Annotated in this window: 13 protein-coding genes; 6 read left to right on the forward strand and 7 right to left on the reverse strand. The window is 69.7% G+C overall.

From position 1 onward, the window contains the following. Positions 1–59: 59 nt before the first annotated feature. On the reverse strand, positions 60–689 hold the full coding sequence (locus ACIBKX_RS28160) for a TetR/AcrR family transcriptional regulator (protein ID WP_363275553.1): 630 nt from the start codon (positions 687–689) through the stop codon (positions 60–62). Between the two features lie 391 nt (positions 690–1,080). Here ACIBKX_RS28160 and ACIBKX_RS28165 point away from each other — a divergent pair, with 391 nt between their 5' ends. From ACIBKX_RS28165 to ACIBKX_RS28180, 4 genes are all read left to right on the forward strand, one after another. Continuing rightward, on the forward strand, positions 1,081–2,067 hold the full coding sequence (locus ACIBKX_RS28165; protein WP_363275554.1) for a tetratricopeptide repeat protein: 987 nt from the start codon (positions 1,081–1,083) through the stop codon (positions 2,065–2,067). A gap of 658 nt (positions 2,068–2,725) precedes the next feature. Then, entirely contained in the window at positions 2,726–3,343 is a 618-nt protein-coding gene (locus tag ACIBKX_RS28170; protein ID WP_363275555.1) for a DUF6230 family protein, read from the forward strand. Between the two features lie 135 nt (positions 3,344–3,478). Beyond that, on the forward strand, positions 3,479–4,045 hold the full coding sequence (locus ACIBKX_RS28175; RefSeq protein ID WP_363275556.1) for a DUF6114 domain-containing protein: 567 nt from the start codon (positions 3,479–3,481) through the stop codon (positions 4,043–4,045). Continuing rightward, positions 4,035–5,363: a hypothetical protein gene (locus ACIBKX_RS28180; protein WP_363275558.1), complete on the forward strand. Its 1,329-nt coding sequence runs from the start codon at positions 4,035–4,037 to the stop codon at positions 5,361–5,363. Before ACIBKX_RS28175 ends, ACIBKX_RS28180 begins: the two co-directional genes overlap by 11 nt. 113 nt (positions 5,364–5,476) lie before the next feature. Here ACIBKX_RS28180 and pyk read toward each other — a convergent pair whose 3' ends face one another. The 3 genes from pyk to pta all read right to left on the reverse strand — a co-directional run bounded on the left by pyk (position 5,477) and on the right by pta (position 10,398). Next, complete coding sequence (pyk, locus tag ACIBKX_RS28185) at positions 5,477–6,907, reverse strand: pyruvate kinase (protein ID WP_363275559.1); 1,431 nt, start codon at positions 6,905–6,907, stop codon at positions 5,477–5,479. 107 nt (positions 6,908–7,014) lie between these two features. Next, on the reverse strand, positions 7,015–8,229 hold the full coding sequence (locus ACIBKX_RS28190; protein WP_363275560.1) for an acetate kinase: 1,215 nt from the start codon (positions 8,227–8,229) through the stop codon (positions 7,015–7,017). A gap of 84 nt (positions 8,230–8,313) precedes the next feature. Continuing rightward, a complete protein-coding gene (pta, locus tag ACIBKX_RS28195; RefSeq protein ID WP_363275561.1) occupies positions 8,314–10,398 on the reverse strand; it encodes a phosphate acetyltransferase in 2,085 nt (694 codons plus the stop codon). Between the two features lie 299 nt (positions 10,399–10,697). On the opposite strand from pta, the gene ACIBKX_RS28200 reads away from it, so the two are divergent. Continuing rightward, positions 10,698–11,723: a 6-phosphofructokinase gene (locus ACIBKX_RS28200; protein WP_363275562.1), complete on the forward strand. Its 1,026-nt coding sequence runs from the start codon at positions 10,698–10,700 to the stop codon at positions 11,721–11,723. A 54-nt stretch (positions 11,724–11,777) separates the two neighbouring features. On the opposite strand, the gene ACIBKX_RS28205 is transcribed toward ACIBKX_RS28200, so the two are convergent. After that, on the reverse strand, positions 11,778–12,419 hold the full coding sequence (locus ACIBKX_RS28205) for an XRE family transcriptional regulator (RefSeq protein ID WP_399376440.1): 642 nt from the start codon (positions 12,417–12,419) through the stop codon (positions 11,778–11,780). Between the two features lie 277 nt (positions 12,420–12,696). Between ACIBKX_RS28205 and ACIBKX_RS28210 the strand changes: the two genes are divergently transcribed. Then, a complete protein-coding gene (locus ACIBKX_RS28210; RefSeq protein WP_399376329.1) occupies positions 12,697–12,954 on the forward strand; it encodes a hypothetical protein in 258 nt (85 codons plus the stop codon). A 9-nt stretch (positions 12,955–12,963) separates the two neighbouring features. Here the strand turns inward: ACIBKX_RS28210 and ACIBKX_RS28215 are convergent, their stop codons facing one another. Then, positions 12,964–13,668 (reverse strand): hypothetical protein, encoded by a 705-nt coding sequence (locus ACIBKX_RS28215; protein ID WP_363275564.1) that lies wholly within the window; start codon positions 13,666–13,668, stop codon positions 12,964–12,966. Between the two features lie 116 nt (positions 13,669–13,784). Further along, complete coding sequence (locus ACIBKX_RS28220) at positions 13,785–16,049, reverse strand: bifunctional serine/threonine-protein kinase/ABC transporter substrate-binding protein (RefSeq protein WP_363275565.1); 2,265 nt, start codon at positions 16,047–16,049, stop codon at positions 13,785–13,787. Between the last annotated feature and the right edge of the window lie 24 nt (positions 16,050–16,073).

Below are 16,073 nucleotides of genomic sequence, written 5' to 3' on the forward strand. Positions count from 1 at the left end.
GTCCGATCGGGCACCCGGCATTGACGGGGAGGGGGCGCGATGAGGCCCGCGGCACAGCCTTACTGCTGTGCCGCCGCCGCCAATCCCCCCAGCAGCAGCAACGTGAACCGGTGGGCCCACTCCTCGTCCACCGGTTCCGCGCTGACCAGGGCGCGGTGGACCACCGCGCCCGCCGTCACGTCGAAGATGAGGTCGGCGGTCCGGCGGGCCGCGGTCGGGTCGGGCTCCAGGGGCAGTTCGCCGCGGTCCTGGGCGCGCTTGCGTCCCGCGAGGACCAACCGCTTCTGGCGGTCCACGATCGATGTACGGATCCGCTCCCGCAGCGGTGCGTCCGTCGTCGACTCGGCGACCACCGCCATCAGCGCCGTCTTTGTCTCGGGGCGGCCGAGCAGCGCGGCGAACTGCAGGACCACGCCCTCGATGTCGGCGGCGAGGCTGCCGCGGTCCGGCAGCTCCAGCTCGTCGAAGAGTTCCGCCACCGCGTCCACGACCAGCTCGCTCTTGCCGGCCCAGCGCCGGTAGAGCGTGGTCTTGGCGACGCCCGCGCGGGTGGCGACGTCGCCGAGGGTCAGCTTGGACCAGCCCAGCTCGACCAGCGCCTGGCGGGTCGCCTCCAGGATCGCGGTGTCCGCAGCCGCGCTGCGGGGACGGCCGCCGGTGCGGGCGGAAGGGGGGATGCGGCTCTGCATCCCGCGACCATACCGGCCAGTACGGTTCCGGCTGCTCCGGCCTCGGCGGCGGCGAGTGAGGGAGATCACCGAACTCGGCCCGGGGGAGGCGCCCACACGCACCGCACGGACAGTTACGCTACGACTCGTAGCGAAAGATGCGTGAGCGGCAGACGAACGGCATTCCTCGAAGCCCACGAGCTACGCGCAGAACAGCAGTAACCGCAGTCCAGACAGCAGCGACAGCAGTAGCGACAACCACACAGGCAACTCAGGTGCGGGGTGGGGACCCCGTACCGGCAACCAGCGGTCCTCCTCGGGACCTTGGCGCCGTGGCCGTCCGTGGCCCCGCAATCCGGCGGGGGGTCACGGACAGGCGCGGTTCCGGCACGGCTTGGGGGAGGATGTACTCATGCAGCCACGGAACATGTCCATGAGCGGAGTCGTCGACCTCGCCGCCGTGAAGGCGGCCCAGGAGGCCAAGGCGAAGGCGGAGCAGGCGCGCGCCGAAGCGGCCCGGCAGGGCGGCGGCGCCGTGTCCGCGGTCTCTCCCGCGAGTCTCGTCATCGACGTGGACGAAGCGGGATTCGAGCGCGAGGTCCTGCAGCGTTCCACCGAGGTCCCGGTCGTCATCGACTTCTGGGCCGAGTGGTGCGAGCCGTGCAAGCAGCTGAGTCCGCTGCTGGAGGGTCTCGCCCGGGAGTACAACGGCCGGTTCGTCCTCGCCAAGATCGACGTAGACGCCAATCAGATGCTGATGCAGCAGTTCGGGGTCCAGGGGATCCCGGCCGTCTTCGCGGTGGTGGCCGGGCAGGCCCTGCCGCTCTTCCAGGGCGCGGCCCCGGTGGAGCAGATCCGCCAGACCCTCGACCAGCTGATCCAGGTCGGCGAGGAGCGCTTCGGCCTGACCGGTCTCACCGTCGACCCGGACGCACAGGGCGGCGACCAGGCGGCGCCCGCCGAGGCCGAGGTCCCGGCCGGTCCGTACGACGCACTGCTCGAGGCGGCGGTGCAGGCGCTGGACGCGGGTGACCTGGGCGGCGCGGTGCAGGCGTACCGGAACGTGCTGAGCGACGACCCGGGGAACACGGAGGCCAAGCTCGGTCTCGCCCAGGCCGAACTGCTGCAGCGGGTGCAGGGTCTGGACGTGCAGCAGGTCCGCAAGAACGCGGCCGACAACCCCGGGAACGTCGCCGCGCAGATCGCCGCGGCCGACCTGGATCTGGTGGGCGGTCATGTCGAGGACGCCTTCGGGCGGCTCATCGAGGCGGTCCGGCGCACGGCCGGCGAGGACCGGGACGCCGCGCGGGTGCGGCTGCTCGAACTCCTCGAGGTGGTCGGCTCGGACGACCCGCGGGTGACCGCCGCACGCACACAGCTCGCGCGGGTCCTGTTCTGATCCGCTCTGGTCCCGTTCGACCCTTCGCGGGCTGTTCGCTGACCAGTCCCTAAACGCTGGGGCTTGTGATGCCCGAGTGAAAACTTCGCCGACAAGGCATCACAGTGGCCGCGCTTTACCAAATCTTGGTAAACGCGGCCACTGTTACTTGGAGTAAGACCGGGTTGGCCTTCTGTCCGGTTGCGCCCGCCGATGTCCGCTTCTGTTCTGCCCATGGAAGACACCGTCTGTGGCCGACCGATACCGCGCGGTCGTGGATCGGTTATCGCGCCGTTACTAGCGAGTAACGAACCCCCTTGTGCGGGCGGCGAGAATGCACCACGATCGGCGACGCTCGGTCCAATAAACCCGCAGCCCGACAGCCAATCGGGAGCGGGGTTTCTGGGTCCCCACCGAGCAGGCCGGAGGCACCCCGTCACCGGTCTTGGACAGGGGGGTCTCTGCCGTCGGCAGGGCCTGTCCAGCAGGTTGTGCGTGTTGCGTGCGACCAGTGGTTGTCGCTCGGGGGTGATCGCCGGTGATTAAGGCGCAGTTGCGCGCCTCCGATGCGGGCGCTCTCCTTCCCGAGGACGTAGCACTTCTCCCATCCCTGCCCGACTGAGCCGCCCGAACGGGAGCAGTCAGGGCCGGAGATGTACGTCCGAGAAGGAGGAAAGTCATGGAGTCCGTGGCTCGTGGCGGAACCAGATGGAAGCGGTTCGCCGTAGTCATGGTGCCGAGCGTCGCGGCTACTGCCGCGATAGGCGTCGCCCTGTCCCAGGGTGCGCTCGCGGCATCGTTCAGTGTGTCCGGTCAGCAGTTCAAGGTGACTGCCGACCAGCTCGACGGTGAGGGATTCGTCCAGTACGGGGCGCTTGACAGCGGCAAGTCGGGTAACCACCCGGTCGCCGTCGTCGGCCTCGAATCGGCCAAGATCACCAACCTCTGCCAGTCAGTCGTTGTCCCGGTCCCGGTCTTCGGCGATGTGTCGATGACCCTCAAGGCCGGCGCCAAGGGCGGCCCGCGGGTCGAGGCGAAGAAGCTCTACATCGACGCCGATGACCTCAAGGCCGACGCGACGTTCAACAACGTCGACATCGGCGTCTCGGTCGACCAGACCACCAAGGGCCCCGGCCCGGCGAAGGGCGACAAGTACGCCCCGGACTCGTTCGCGCAGCAGGCGGAGTCGGTGCGGTTCACCGACGTCAAGCAGCGTGCGTGGGCGACCACCGCCGGCACCTTCAAGCTCTCTGGCCTGGCGATGTCGGTCAAGAAGGGCAAGCACGAGTGCTACTGAGGCAATTGATGCCTTAGCTCCGCACTTGCTGCGAAGAACGGCCGGGCGCGGGGGCGCCACGGACAGTGCGCCGTCCCCGTGCCCGAATCCGCAGGACACACAGAACCAACGCCATTCCCCGAGGAGCTGTACGACATGAGCGCCGAAGCGCAAGTGGGGCTGGGCGACAAGCTCGGCCGGATGCGCCGATCGTTCCGAGGGTGGCGCGGTCAGCGCCCGTTCTGGGGTGGTCTGCTGACGTTGCTCGGCGGCATCCCGATCATGTACTTCCCGTACGCGAACCTCACGCTCGGCACGATGACGATCCGGATGGCGACCACCGCCGGCGCCGGCTCGCTGATCATCGGTGTCCTGCTTGTCGTGCTCGGCCTGACCATGTGGTTCCAGCCGCATTCCCGGGTGTTCGCGGGTGTCGCGGCGATTCTGCTCGCCCTGGTCTCCCTCGTCGTCTCCAACTTCGGCGGCTTCGTCATCGGCTTCCTGCTCGCCCTCATCGGCGGCGCCCTCGGCGTCTCCTGGGCCGCGGCCAAGCCCGACGCCAAGCCCGCCAAGGGACGCACCGACGGGGACGCCGACGGCTCCGACGACGGGGCGCCGGAGCCCGCGGCCACGGGGGCCGCGAACGGGGTGAGCGGCACTACGGACGATCTGTCAGGAACGAGCCCGACCAACGGGACGAACGGGAGGCACCGTGCCGGCTGACGAGGTGCACCATGCGGACTCCGCGGGGGAGCCCCGCGCGAGATCCGGGCCGCGCCACGCGGCACCCAGAAAGCCGCTCCTCACCCGCCTGCACGTGCCGGCGGGCAAGGCCATCGCCATCGCGGCCATGCCGACCGCTGTCCTGATGGGCATGGGACTGACCCCCCAGCTCGCGCAGGCCAAGCCGCTGCCGAAGAACCCCTTCCAGGACGGCCCGTGTGTCACGGCGCCGGACGAGGCCGCCAAGGACGCCGACAAGGCTGCCGAGGAGAAGGCCGAGAAGGAGAAGGCGGAGCAGGCCGAGAAGGAAGCGGCCGAGAAGGAAGCGGCCGAGAAGGCGAAGGACGACGCGTCCAAGGACGAGCCGACCCCTTCGCCCTCCACCGGTGACAAGGCGGGCTCGGGCGACGACGCCGACGCGGACAAGACGGAGCCCACCGGGTCGCCGTCCGGGTCCGACGACTCCGACGACGCCGACAAGGAGGAGACGGAGCCCGCTCCGGAGCCCTCCGAGACGAAGAACCCGCTGGACCCGCTGGGTGTCGGCCCCGCCATCAAGGACTTCTTCACGCCCGACGAGAAGGAGTCTCCCGAGCCGACGCCGACCCCCTCCGCCTCCGAGGAGTCCACCGACTCCACGAAGGAGGACGAAGAGGGCACGGCCAAGGACACGGTCGAGGACGTCACCAAGCCGGTCGACGACACCGTCGAGAAGGTCGGCGACGGCGTCAAGGACGGTGCGGACAAGGCCGGGGACGCGGTCGACAAGGCCGCGGAGGACGCGACCGACGAGGGTGCGGAGGCCGAGGACCCGATGGCGCCGGACGAGAACGGCAAGAAGCCGTTCCCGTGCGTCGTCGAGAAGAAGGTCGCCGGCAAGGGCGAGCAGACGCCCGCCCCCATCCCGAACCAGCCGTGGCACCTGGAGGCCAGTTCGCTGACCCTCAAGGGCGCGGACTACCAGGGCGTCGTGAACCTGACGATGCCCAACGGCAAGACCAAGCAGGCCCTGAAGTACGTCGTGCAGAAGACGGACATCGGCGACCTGCACCAGATCGTCGAGGGCCCGGCCGGCAAGAAGTACCACGTACAGGCCGGCGAGGGCACCACCTCCACCATCCGTGGTGGGGAGACGACGATGTACACCGAGCGGATCTCGGGCAAGCTGTTCGGGCTCATCCCGATCACCTTCGACCCCGAGCACCCGCCGCCGCTGAACATCCCGCTGATCTACTTCACGGACGTGAAGGTGCAGCAGGCCGGTCAGTTCGGCGGCAACCTGCACGTGCCGGGCCTGCACCAGTCGATCACCGACTGAGCTCCGCCCGGACCCGACGGACCCGTTCGGGAGCCGCAACACCACTGAGGGCGCCCCCCTTTCTCAGGGGGCGCCCTCAGTGGCGTACTCAGGTGTACTTGACGGCGTGCGGGTCAGTCGCGGTCGCCGCCGCCCAGGTGGTGCACCCGGACCATGTTGGTGGTGCCGGGGACACCGGGGGGCGAGCCCGCGGTGATGACGACCGTGTCGCCGTCGTTGAACTTCTGCAGCTTGATCAGCTCGGCGTCGACCAGCTCGACCATCGCGTCCGTGTTGTCCACGTGCGGGACGACATAGGACTCCACGCCCCAGCTCAGGGTCAGCTGGTTGCGGGTCGACTCGTCCGTGGTGAACGCCAGGATCGGCTGCGCGGCGCGATAGCGGGAGAGCCGGCGGGCCGTGTCACCGGACTGCGTGAAGCCGATCAGCGCCTTGCCGCCGAGGAAGTCGGCGATCTCGCAGGCGGCACGGGCCACCGAACCACCCTGCGTACGCGGCTTCTTGCCGGGCACGAGCGGCTGCAGGCCCTTGGAGAGCAGCTCCTCCTCGGCCGCGGTGACGATCTTCGACATCGTCTTCACGGTCTCGATCGGGTAGGCGCCCACGGACGACTCGGCGGACAGCATGACCGCGTCCGCGCCGTCCAGGATCGCGTTGGCCACGTCGGAGGCCTCGGCGCGCGTGGGGCGGGAGTTGGTGATCATCGACTCCATCATCTGGGTCGCGACGATCACCGGCTTCGCGTTGCGGCGGCACATCTCCACGAGGCGCTTCTGCACCATCGGGACCTTCTCGAGCGGGTACTCGACGGCCAGGTCGCCACGGGCCACCATCACCGCGTCGAACGCCGCGACGACGCCCTCCATGTTGGCGACGGCTTGCGGCTTCTCCACCTTGGCGATGACGGGGACCCGGCGGCCCTCCTCGTCCATCACCTTGTGGACGTCCTTGACGTCGTCGGCGTCGCGCACGAAGGACAGGGCGACCATGTCGCAGCCCATCTTCAGGGCGAAACGCAGGTCCTCGACGTCCTTCTCGGAGAGCGCGGGCACGTTCACGGCCGCGCCGGGCAGGTTGATGCCCTTGTGGTCGGAGATGACACCGCCCTCGATGACGATGGTCTTGACCCGGGGGCCCTCGACGTCCATGACCTTCAGCTCGACGTTGCCGTCGTTGATGAGGATCTGGTCGCCGCGCGACACGTCGCCCGGCAGGCCCTTGTAGGTGGTGCCACAGATCGACTTGTCGCCGGGTACGTCGTCGGTGGTGATGGTGAACTCGTCACCGCGCACCAGCTCGACGGGTCCCTCGGCGAAGGTCTCCAGACGGATCTTCGGCCCCTGCAGGTCGGCGAGGACGCCGACGGCCCGGCCGGTCTTCTCGGCGGCGGCCCGGACACGGTCGTAACGCCCCTGGTGCTCGGCGTGCGTGCCGTGGCTGAAATTGAATCGGGCCACGTTCATGCCGGCTTCGATCAGCGAGACGAGCTGTGCTTCGGAGTCGACGGCGGGACCCAGCGTGCAGACGATTTTGGAACGGCGCATGAGGGCGATCCTATCGGTTTGTTTCGCTTCGGAATATTCCGTCTGGTGGAATCTACAAATGGGCGGGAGGGCGCTCAGTCGTTGCGGTCAAGTTGCGGTCAAAAAGGTCAAGAGGGATTTCCGACCAATGCATAGGTCTGCCGCGCGATCTCCAGCTCCTCGTCGGTCGGAACAACGGCCACGGCTACCCGCGAGTACTCCGGCGAAATGAGCCGGGCCTCGTCGGAACGTACGGAATTGAGCTCGCCGTCGACCACGAGCCCCAGCTCCTCGAGGCCCGCAACGGCAGCCTCCCGCACCGGAGCCGCGTTCTCGCCGACCCCCGCCGTGAACGCCACGGCATCCACCCGGCCGAGCACCGCGTAGTACGCACCGATGTATTTCTTCAGACGGTGCACGTAAATGTCGAAAGCGAGCGCGGCCGCTTCGTCGCCCTCATCGATACGACGCCGGATGACCCGCATGTCGTTGTCGCCGCAGAGCCCGATCAATCCGCTCTTCTTGTTGAGCAGGGTGTCGATCTCGTCGACGGACATTCCGCCGACACGGGCGAGATGGAAGACGACCGCCGGATCGACATCACCGGAACGGGTACCCATCACGAGCCCCTCCAACGGGGTGAGTCCCATCGACGTGTCGACGCAACGCCCGCCCCGGACGGCACTCGCGGACGCGCCGTTCCCCAGGTGCAGCACGATGATGTTGACGTCCTCGGGCGCCTTGCCGAGCAGCTTCGCGGTCTCCCGCGAGACGTACGCGTGCGAGGTGCCGTGGAAGCCGTAGCGCCGCACGCGGTGCTGGTCGGCGGTGGCCACGTCGATCGCGTAACGGGCCGCGGACTCCGGCATCGTCGTGTGGAACGCGGTGTCGAAGACGGCGACCTGCGGCAGATCGGGGCGGAGTGCCTGGGCGGTGCGGATGCCGGTGATGTTGGCCGGGTTGTGCAGCGGCGCCACCGGGACGAGCCGCTGGATCTCCGCGAGCACCTCGTCCGTGATGACGGTGGGCGCGGTGAACTTCAGCCCGCCGTGCACCACGCGGTGCCCGATCGCGGCCAACTCCGGGGAGTCCAGGCCGAGCCCGTCGGCGGCGAGCTCGGCGGAGACGGCCTTCAGCGCGGCCTCGTGGTCGGCGATCGGCTCCTCCCGCTCCCGCTCCTGGGCACCGCCGCCGGTCAGCGGGGTGTGCTTGAGGCGCGAGGTCTCCTCACCGATGCGCTCGACGAGACCGACCGCGAGACGGGAGCTGTCACGCATGTCGAGGAGCTGGTACTTGACGGAGGAGGAGCCGGAGTTGAGGACCAGGACGCGGGTGGGGGTCACAGGGGGTGCTTTCTGTCGGCGTTGTGGGGAGTTGGAAATCTGATATCTGTCATCCGATGTCTGTCATCTGGAATCCGTCATCGCCTACGCACGAGCGGCGGCCCCCTGAGCCTGAATCGCCGTAATGGCCACCGTATTGACGATGTCCTGGACGAGCGCGCCGCGGGACAGGTCGTTGACCGGCTTGCGCAGGCCCTGGAGGACAGGGCCGACGGCGATGGCGCCGGCAGAGCGCTGCACCGCCTTGTACGTGTTGTTGCCCGTGTTCAGGTCCGGGAAGATCAGCACGCTCGCCTGGCCCGCGACCTCCGAGTCCGGCAGCTTCGTCGCCGCCACCGAGGGTTCCACCGCGGCGTCGTACTGGATCGGTCCCTCGATCTTCAGGTCGCTCCGGCCGGCCCGCACCAGCTCCGTCGCCTCGCGCACCTTGTCGACGTCCGCGCCCGAACCCGACGTACCCGTCGAGTACGACAGCATCGCGATCCGCGGCTCCACGCCGAACTGCTCGGCGGTGGCCGCCGCCTGGACCGCGATGTCGGCGAGTTGCTCCGCGTTCGGATCCGGGTTCACCGCGCAGTCGCCGTACACGAGCACCTTGTCGGCGAGGCACATGAAGAAGACGGACGAGACGATCGAGGCGTCGGGCTTGGTCTTGATGATCTCGAAGGCGGGGCGGATCGTGGCCGCCGTGGAGTGCACGGAGCCCGACACCATGCCGTCGGCGAACCCTTCCTGCACCATCAGGGTGCCGAAGTAGTTCACGTCCGCCACCACGTCGTACGCCAACTCCACCGTCACTCCCTTGTGGGCGCGCAGCTCCGCGTACTTGGAGGCGAACGCGTCCCGCAGCTCGGAGGTCTGCGGGTCGATCAGCTGCGCGTCGCTGAGGTCGACGCCGAGGTCCGCGGCCTTCTTGCGGATCTGCTCGACCGGGCCGAGGAGGGTCAGGTCGCAGACGCCCCGCCGGAGCAGCACGTCCGCCGCGCGCAGCACCCGCTCCTCCGTGCCCTCGGGCAGCACGACACGGCGCTTGTCGGAGCGGGCGGTCTCCAGGAGCTTGTGCTCGAACATCATCGGCGTGACACGGTCGCTGCTCGGCGCCGATACGCGCTTCAGCAGATCACCCGTGTCCACGTACCGCTCGAAGAGACCGAGGGCCGTCTCCGCCTTGCGGGGTGTGGCGGCGTTCAACTTCCCTTCAAGGGCGAAGAGTTCGGCCGCCGTGGGGAAGGAACCGCCGGAGACCGCGACCACCGGAGTGCCGGGTGCCAGCCGGTCGGCGAGGGTGAGGATCTCCTGGCCCGGCTGCTCGTTCAGGGTCAGCAGGACGCCCGCTATCGGCGGCGTCCCCGCGCTGTGCGCGGCGAGCGAGCCCACGACGAGGTCGGCGCGGTCGCCGGGGGTGACGACGAGGCAGCCCGGCGTCAGGGCGTTCAGGAAGTTCGGCAGCATCGCGCCGCCGAAGACGAAGTCGAGCGCGTCGCGGGCGAGCCCCGCGTCGTCGCCGAGCACGACGCGGCCGCCGAGCGCGTGGGTGATCTGGGCGACCGTGGGGGCGGCGAGGGCCGGCTCGTCGGGCAGCACGTAGCTCGGCACGGGGAGGCCGCCGGTGGCGAGGCTGTCGTGGATCTCGTCGCGGTCGGCGGGGGCGACGCGGTTGGTGACCACCGCAAGGACGTCACAGCCCAGCGACTCGTAGGCGCGATACGCGTTGCGCGTCTCGGCGCTCACCGATTCGGCGGTCTGGTTCTTGCCGCCGACGACGGGTATCACCGCGGCGCCGAACTCGTTGGCGAGCCGCGCGTTGAGCGCGAGCTCGTCGGGGAGCTGAGTGTCGGCGAAGTCCGTCCCCAGGACGAGGACGACCTCGTAGTCCCGCGCGACCCGGTGGAAACGGTCGACGAGCCGGGAGACCAGCTCGTCGGTGCCCTGCTCGGCCTGGATCGCGGAGGCCTCGTGGTAGTCCATGCCGTATCCGGAGGCGGCGTCCTGGCCGAGCCGGTAGCGGGCGCGCAGCAGATCGAAGAGCCGGTCGGGCCCGTCGTGGACGAGCGGCCGGAAGACCCCCACCCGGTCCACCTGGCGGGTCAGGAGTTCCATGACTCCCAGCTCGATGACCTGGCGGCCGTCGCCCCGGTCGATCCCGGTCACGTACACGCTGCGCGTCACGCGTGCTCTCTCCTTCGTCGCGGCTGTGTGAGTGCCCGGAGGGACCGGGCGGCGGCGCGGTCCGGCGATAGCGGAGCTGGCTGGACAAATACCCCGATATTGCTGCCGTGCCCCCTTGACAATACCTCTGGGGGTGGTTAAGTCGCCCGCCGGACTAAGGGCCCGAACCAGGGGGCACAAGGGCCCCTTCCCCAAGCCGTGAGCGGCAGGCGCCCCGCGCGTGAGCGGCAGCCACCCCACGGCCGTGGAACAATCGGACCGGCTCACAAGTATCAACAGCGAGCAGGAGACACAGCACGATGCGCATCGGAATTCTCACCGCAGGCGGCGACTGCCCCGGCCTCAACGCAGTGATCCGGTCGGTCGTGCACCGAGCGGTCACGCACTACGGCGACGAGGTCATCGGCTTCGAGGACGGGTACGCGGGCCTGCTCGACGGCCGCTACCGCACCCTCGGTCTCAACGAGGTCAGCGGCATCCTCGCCCGCGGCGGAACGATCCTCGGCTCATCGCGCCTGGAGCGCGCCCGCTTCCGTGCGGCCTGCGAGAACGCGAAGGATCTTGCCAAGGAGATCGGCTTCGACGTGCTGATCCCGATCGGCGGCGAGGGCACCCTGACGGCCGCGAAGATGCTGTCGGACGCGGGCCTGCCGGTGGTGGGCGTACCGAAGACGATCGACAACGACATCTCCTCGACGGACCGCACCTTCGGCTTCGACACGGCGGTCGGCGTCGCGACGGAGGCGATGGACCGCCTCAAGACGACGGCCGAGTCCCACCAGCGCGTGATGGTCGTGGAGGTCATGGGCCGCCACGCGGGCTGGATCGCCCTGGAGTCGGGGATGGCGGGCGGCGCCCACGGCATCTGCCTGCCGGAGCGCCCCTTCGACCCGGCGGACCTGGTCAAGATGGTCGAGGAGCGGTTCGCGCGCGGGAAGAAGTTCGCGGTGATCTGCGTGGCCGAGGGCGCGCACCCGGCGGACGGGACGATGGACTACTCCAAGGGCGCGATCGACCAGTTCGGCCACGAGCGCTTCCAGGGCATCGGTACGGCGCTCGCGTACGAGTTGGAGTCCCGCCTCGGCAAGGAGGCCAAGCCGGTCATCCTGGGCCACGTCCAGCGCGGCGGCACCCCGACGGCGTACGACCGTGTCCTCGCGACCCGCTTCGGCTGGCACGCGGTGGAGGCCGCGCACCGCGGGGATTACGGCCGGATGACGGCGCTGCGGGGCACGGACATCACGATGGTGCCGCTGGCGGAGGCGGTCACGGAGCTGAAGACGGTGCCGAAGGACCGCATGGACGAGGCAGAGTCGGTCTTCTAGCCCCGCCCTCGCCCCGCCCTCACCCCTCGCCCCGCCCTCACCCCTGCGCTTGCGTCACTCCCCGGCGGCCCCGCCCGTCCCGGAGAGCTGCGTCCAGAAGTGCTCGACGATCCGCTCCAGATACTCCCGCCCGGCGTTGCCGGAGACGTCGGCGCCGGGTCCGCTGCCCCAGCTCAGGGTGCGGACCATACGGGCCTGGTAGTCGGTGTGCAGCTGCTGCAGTACGCGTTCGATGTGCCGCTTCGGCACGGGCAGCAGCTTGGTGACGGGACGCACGTACCCCTGCCAGCGGCTGTTGACGGCGCTGCGCAGCAGCTCGGCGAGCTCGTCGGTGCGGCCGGTCACGGTGACGAAGTCGGGCACGGAGAGCCGCAGCACCTCGGCGAGCGCGGCGGACTGCCGTTCGTTGCCCCGCCAGGTGTTGGTCTCCTCCATCCGCAGATACGACTGGATCTCCACGCCGGCTCCGCGCGCGACGTCCTCGGGCGCGAGCCCGCGGGCGATCCGGTGCTCCCGCAGGGTCGTGGCGGCGCCCATGAGTTCGGCGGGGGAGCACCACAGGGTTCCCGCGAGGGCGGTGAGTTCGGCGGAGGTGGGCGCGGCGAGCCCCCGCTCCCAGGAGGCGATGGTGTCGGCGGTGATGTAGGCGAGCCCATAGCTGGCCCGCATCCCGTACGCGACATGCCCCGGCGCCATCCCGAGCGCTTCACGCAGCCGACGGGCGGCGGGGAAGTTGAACGGGGGCGTCGGCTGCTGCGGTTGGCTCGGTTGCACGGGCACACGGTATGGGCGCGGGGCGCCCGCGACTACGGTGCGTTCGCACGAGGTTGCACATTGGTAGGAAGCTACGGGGCGCTTGTCCCCGAGTGCCCGATGCAGGTCAGGCCCGGAGGGAGTTTCCGAGTACCGCCGTGACGGCCTTCTCGACCGCTGCCCTGTCCGGTGGTGTGGCGGTGCGGTCGGCGAAGAGGAGGTGGGCGGCGCCGATGAGGGTGGGGGCGAGGGTGTCGAGGTCCGCCTCGGCCGTGATGCGGCCCCGGTCGGCGTCTGGGAGCGCGAGTACACGCGGGACGAGTGGCTGGACCAGCTGCCGACCCAGGGCGCCTTCACCCGGCTGCCCCCGGACCAGCTGGCGCAGGTCCTCGAAGCTGTCGGTGCCGCCATCGACGCGATGGGCGGTCGCTTCACGATGCCGTACGCGACGGTGGCGGTCATGGCGACAACTCGCTGAACGGAGCGCCTACTTGGAGGTGCGGGTGACCTCGGCGACCTTCGCGTCGGCGATGTCGGCGATCTTGCCGTTGGTGATCTCGGCGTCCAGCGGCGCGGAGTCGCCCTTGCTCGACTTGCCCGGACCGAGGCGCTCGGCGGTGATGCCGGTGGAGCCGAGGAAGTCGCCGTCCTTGTCGAAGAATTCGACCTGGGCGAAGTAGTCGGCGGCTTCCTTGCCGCTGTTGGTGATCTTCCAGTGGAAGACGTACGTATCGCCCCAGACCTCGTGCTTCTCCCGTCCCTTCCGGGTGAGGGCGACGTCCTTGACCCAGGCCTTCTTGTCGGGCTCGGCACAGAGGTCACGGCTCAGCGAGGCGAGCACGCGCTTCTTGTCGGCGGCGGACATCTTCGCACCACGGTCGTTCTGGTCCAGGGTCTTCGACCGCGAGGCCTCGTCGTCCAGACACAGGGTGCTGTAGTAACTGACGGTGTCCTGAATGGTCTTTGCGTCGGCTTCCCGCAGCTTCTTCCGGTCGTCCGAGACGGCCCAGAAGGTGTCCATGAACTTCTTCTCGCCGTCTTCGAGACCACTGCTCTCGTACGCGGGTACGTCGTCGTCGCCCTGCGCGCGGGCGTCGGATGCGGCGGATTTCCCGGAGTCATTGCAGGCCGTCAGCGCGGGAGCGAGGAGGAGGGCGCAGAGTGCGGCCGTGGCGGCGAGCCGGAGCTTCATGGGGGGTCCTTCGACTGCCCGATGTCCGGGGCCGTCCCGGTAGTGGATCGAGCAGGGCAGCGTGGAGCTTACCGGGGGTAGCTCGACGGGCTGTCACGGGGCGCTGCCCACACCCGCTACTGCCCCGTGGCCGAGTACCCCTTGTCCACCTTCCCGATCTCCGACCAGTTCCCGTCGCCACGGCGGTCGATCCACACGGGACGCCCGCGCGCCGAGCGCCGCTTCTCGAAGGCGACTTCGTCGAGTACGCCGTTGACGGAGACGCCCTGGATCTCGCGGTCCAGGGTGTGGCGCAGCGAGGTGGCCGAGCTGTCCCCGGCGGGGAGCTCGCCGAGGGCGGTGGCGAGGGCGAGGGCGCCGTCGTACAGCTCCTGGTTGCCGCGTGCGGGGAGGTTCTCGTCGGGTTCGCCGGAGTAGTTGCGGGTGCGCAGGACGCCCTTGGGGATGCCCTTCTCCACGTCCTTGGCCGTAGCGCTCTCCTTGGAGTCCTGGCAGACGCCGTTGAAATCGCTCTGGGTGATGATGGGGCCCTTGAAGCCGTCGGCCCTGAGCCGCTTGGCCCACACCCTGGCGCTCGACCGCGACGGCACGACGACCGCGCCGGCCCGGGCCTTGGTGACGAGAGAGGTGATCTTCTCCGGCTTCACCTCGTAGGGCTCGGTGTCCAGCGCCGTGGTGGTGAGGCCGCCCCGGCGCAGCGCGGTGCCGATGCCGTCCTCGCGGTTGGTCCAGAGCTTGTCCTCCGCCACGAGCACGCGGCGTGCCTGGGTCTGGGAGAGGAGATAGCGGGCCATCGCCTCGCCCTGCCGCGCGTCGTCGGCGGGGATGGCGAACGCGCCCTGTGCATGGGCCACGCCGGTGCAGGTGCTGATCTCCGGCAGGAACGCCTCGTCCGTGTCGTGCACCCAGGAGAAGTCGGAGGTGTCGCCGATGACGGCGAGCATGTTCGGGCGCTTGGCCAGCATCTTCCGGGAGGTGATGTCCGGGTCGGCGGCCACCGGCACGATACGGAAGCGGCCGGCGCCCTTGTCCCCGAGGGCCTCCTTGAAGGCGGACTTCACGGTGCGCAGCTGCTGGGTGGTGAACTGCTTGAACTCCGAGGTGTCGTATTCGTCGGGCTGCGGATCGTCCTCCCCCGAGCCGACGTGCCGATAGCTGTGGGCGACGCCGATCTCGTACACGGTGTCCTTCGCCGGGCCGCCGGAGGCACCGGACGCGGACTCGGTGTCGGACGAGGCGAGGGAACGTATCCCGAGCCCCGCGGGAACGCCGACCGCGAGGACGAGGGCGGCGGCGACGAGGGGGCGCTTGCGGGAGCGGCGCGGGGGGTCGGGCATGACAGCGGCGTCCTTGCGGACGGCGGGAGGGGCGGGGTTGGCGGCGTTGACGGGGTTGGCGGGCCGGGTCTCGGCACCGGCGATGCCGCTCCCGGTCGCCGGGCTGTCGACGCGAACGGTAGGAGTCCGCACGGAATCCTGAACGTCGGCGTCGGCGTCGGCGTCGGCAACGGGCGCGTCATGGGAAGCGGCTGACGACAACGCCCGCCCCGCATCCAGCACCCGCTCAAGTACCGTGGCGGCATCCGCGGGCCGGTCCGCCGGATCCTTGGCAAGGAGATCGAGCACAAGCCGCTCGACCGCCCCGGCGACTTCCTTCCGCGCCGCACTCGGCCGCAGCGGCGCGTCATTGACGTGGTTGTACATGACGCCGGCCGCGGACCCGGTGAACGGCGGGTGCCCGACGAGGAGTTCGTAGAGCACGCACCCCAGCGCGTACAGGTCGGTACGCCCGTCCCCTGCCTCCTGCCGGAACCGCTCGGGCGCCAGATAGGGCACGCTGCCGAAGGGGAGCTGCCCGGTCTGGGTGAGCCGCGAGTCACCGGCGACGCGCTCCATGAACGTGGCGATGCCGAAGTCGACGACCTTCGCGGTGCCGTCGGGGGTGACCATGACGTTGCCGGGTTTGATGTCGCGGTGTACGACACCGGCGGAGTGCGCGGCATCGAGGGCGCGGCAGATGTCGGCGGTCCACCGCAACGCGTCGGCCACCGGCACTCGGACACTCTCGCGCAGCACCTGGTCGAGGGACCGCCCCTGCACCAAGGCCATGACCAGGTAAGGGGTGTTGTCGTCATCGGTCCCGTGGTCGTACACGGCGACGATGTACGGACTGTCCAGCGCGGCCGCGGCACGGGCCTCCTGCCGGAACCGGGCGAGCAACTGCTCGACCTCGCCCTCGCCGGCGGCGGTGGACGGCACGAAGACCTTGACGGCCACCTCACGCCCGAGGCTCCGGTCAAGTCCCCGCCAGACCTGCCCCATCCCGCCCGCACCGATCGGCGCGACCAACTCGTACCGCCCGCTCAGCAACCGCCCCTGCACGGCGTTCCCCCTTCGACGCCGCTG

It is taken from the genome of Streptomyces sp. NPDC050658, assembly GCF_044457025.1.
Classification (GTDB): domain Bacteria; phylum Actinomycetota; class Actinomycetes; order Streptomycetales; family Streptomycetaceae; genus Streptomyces.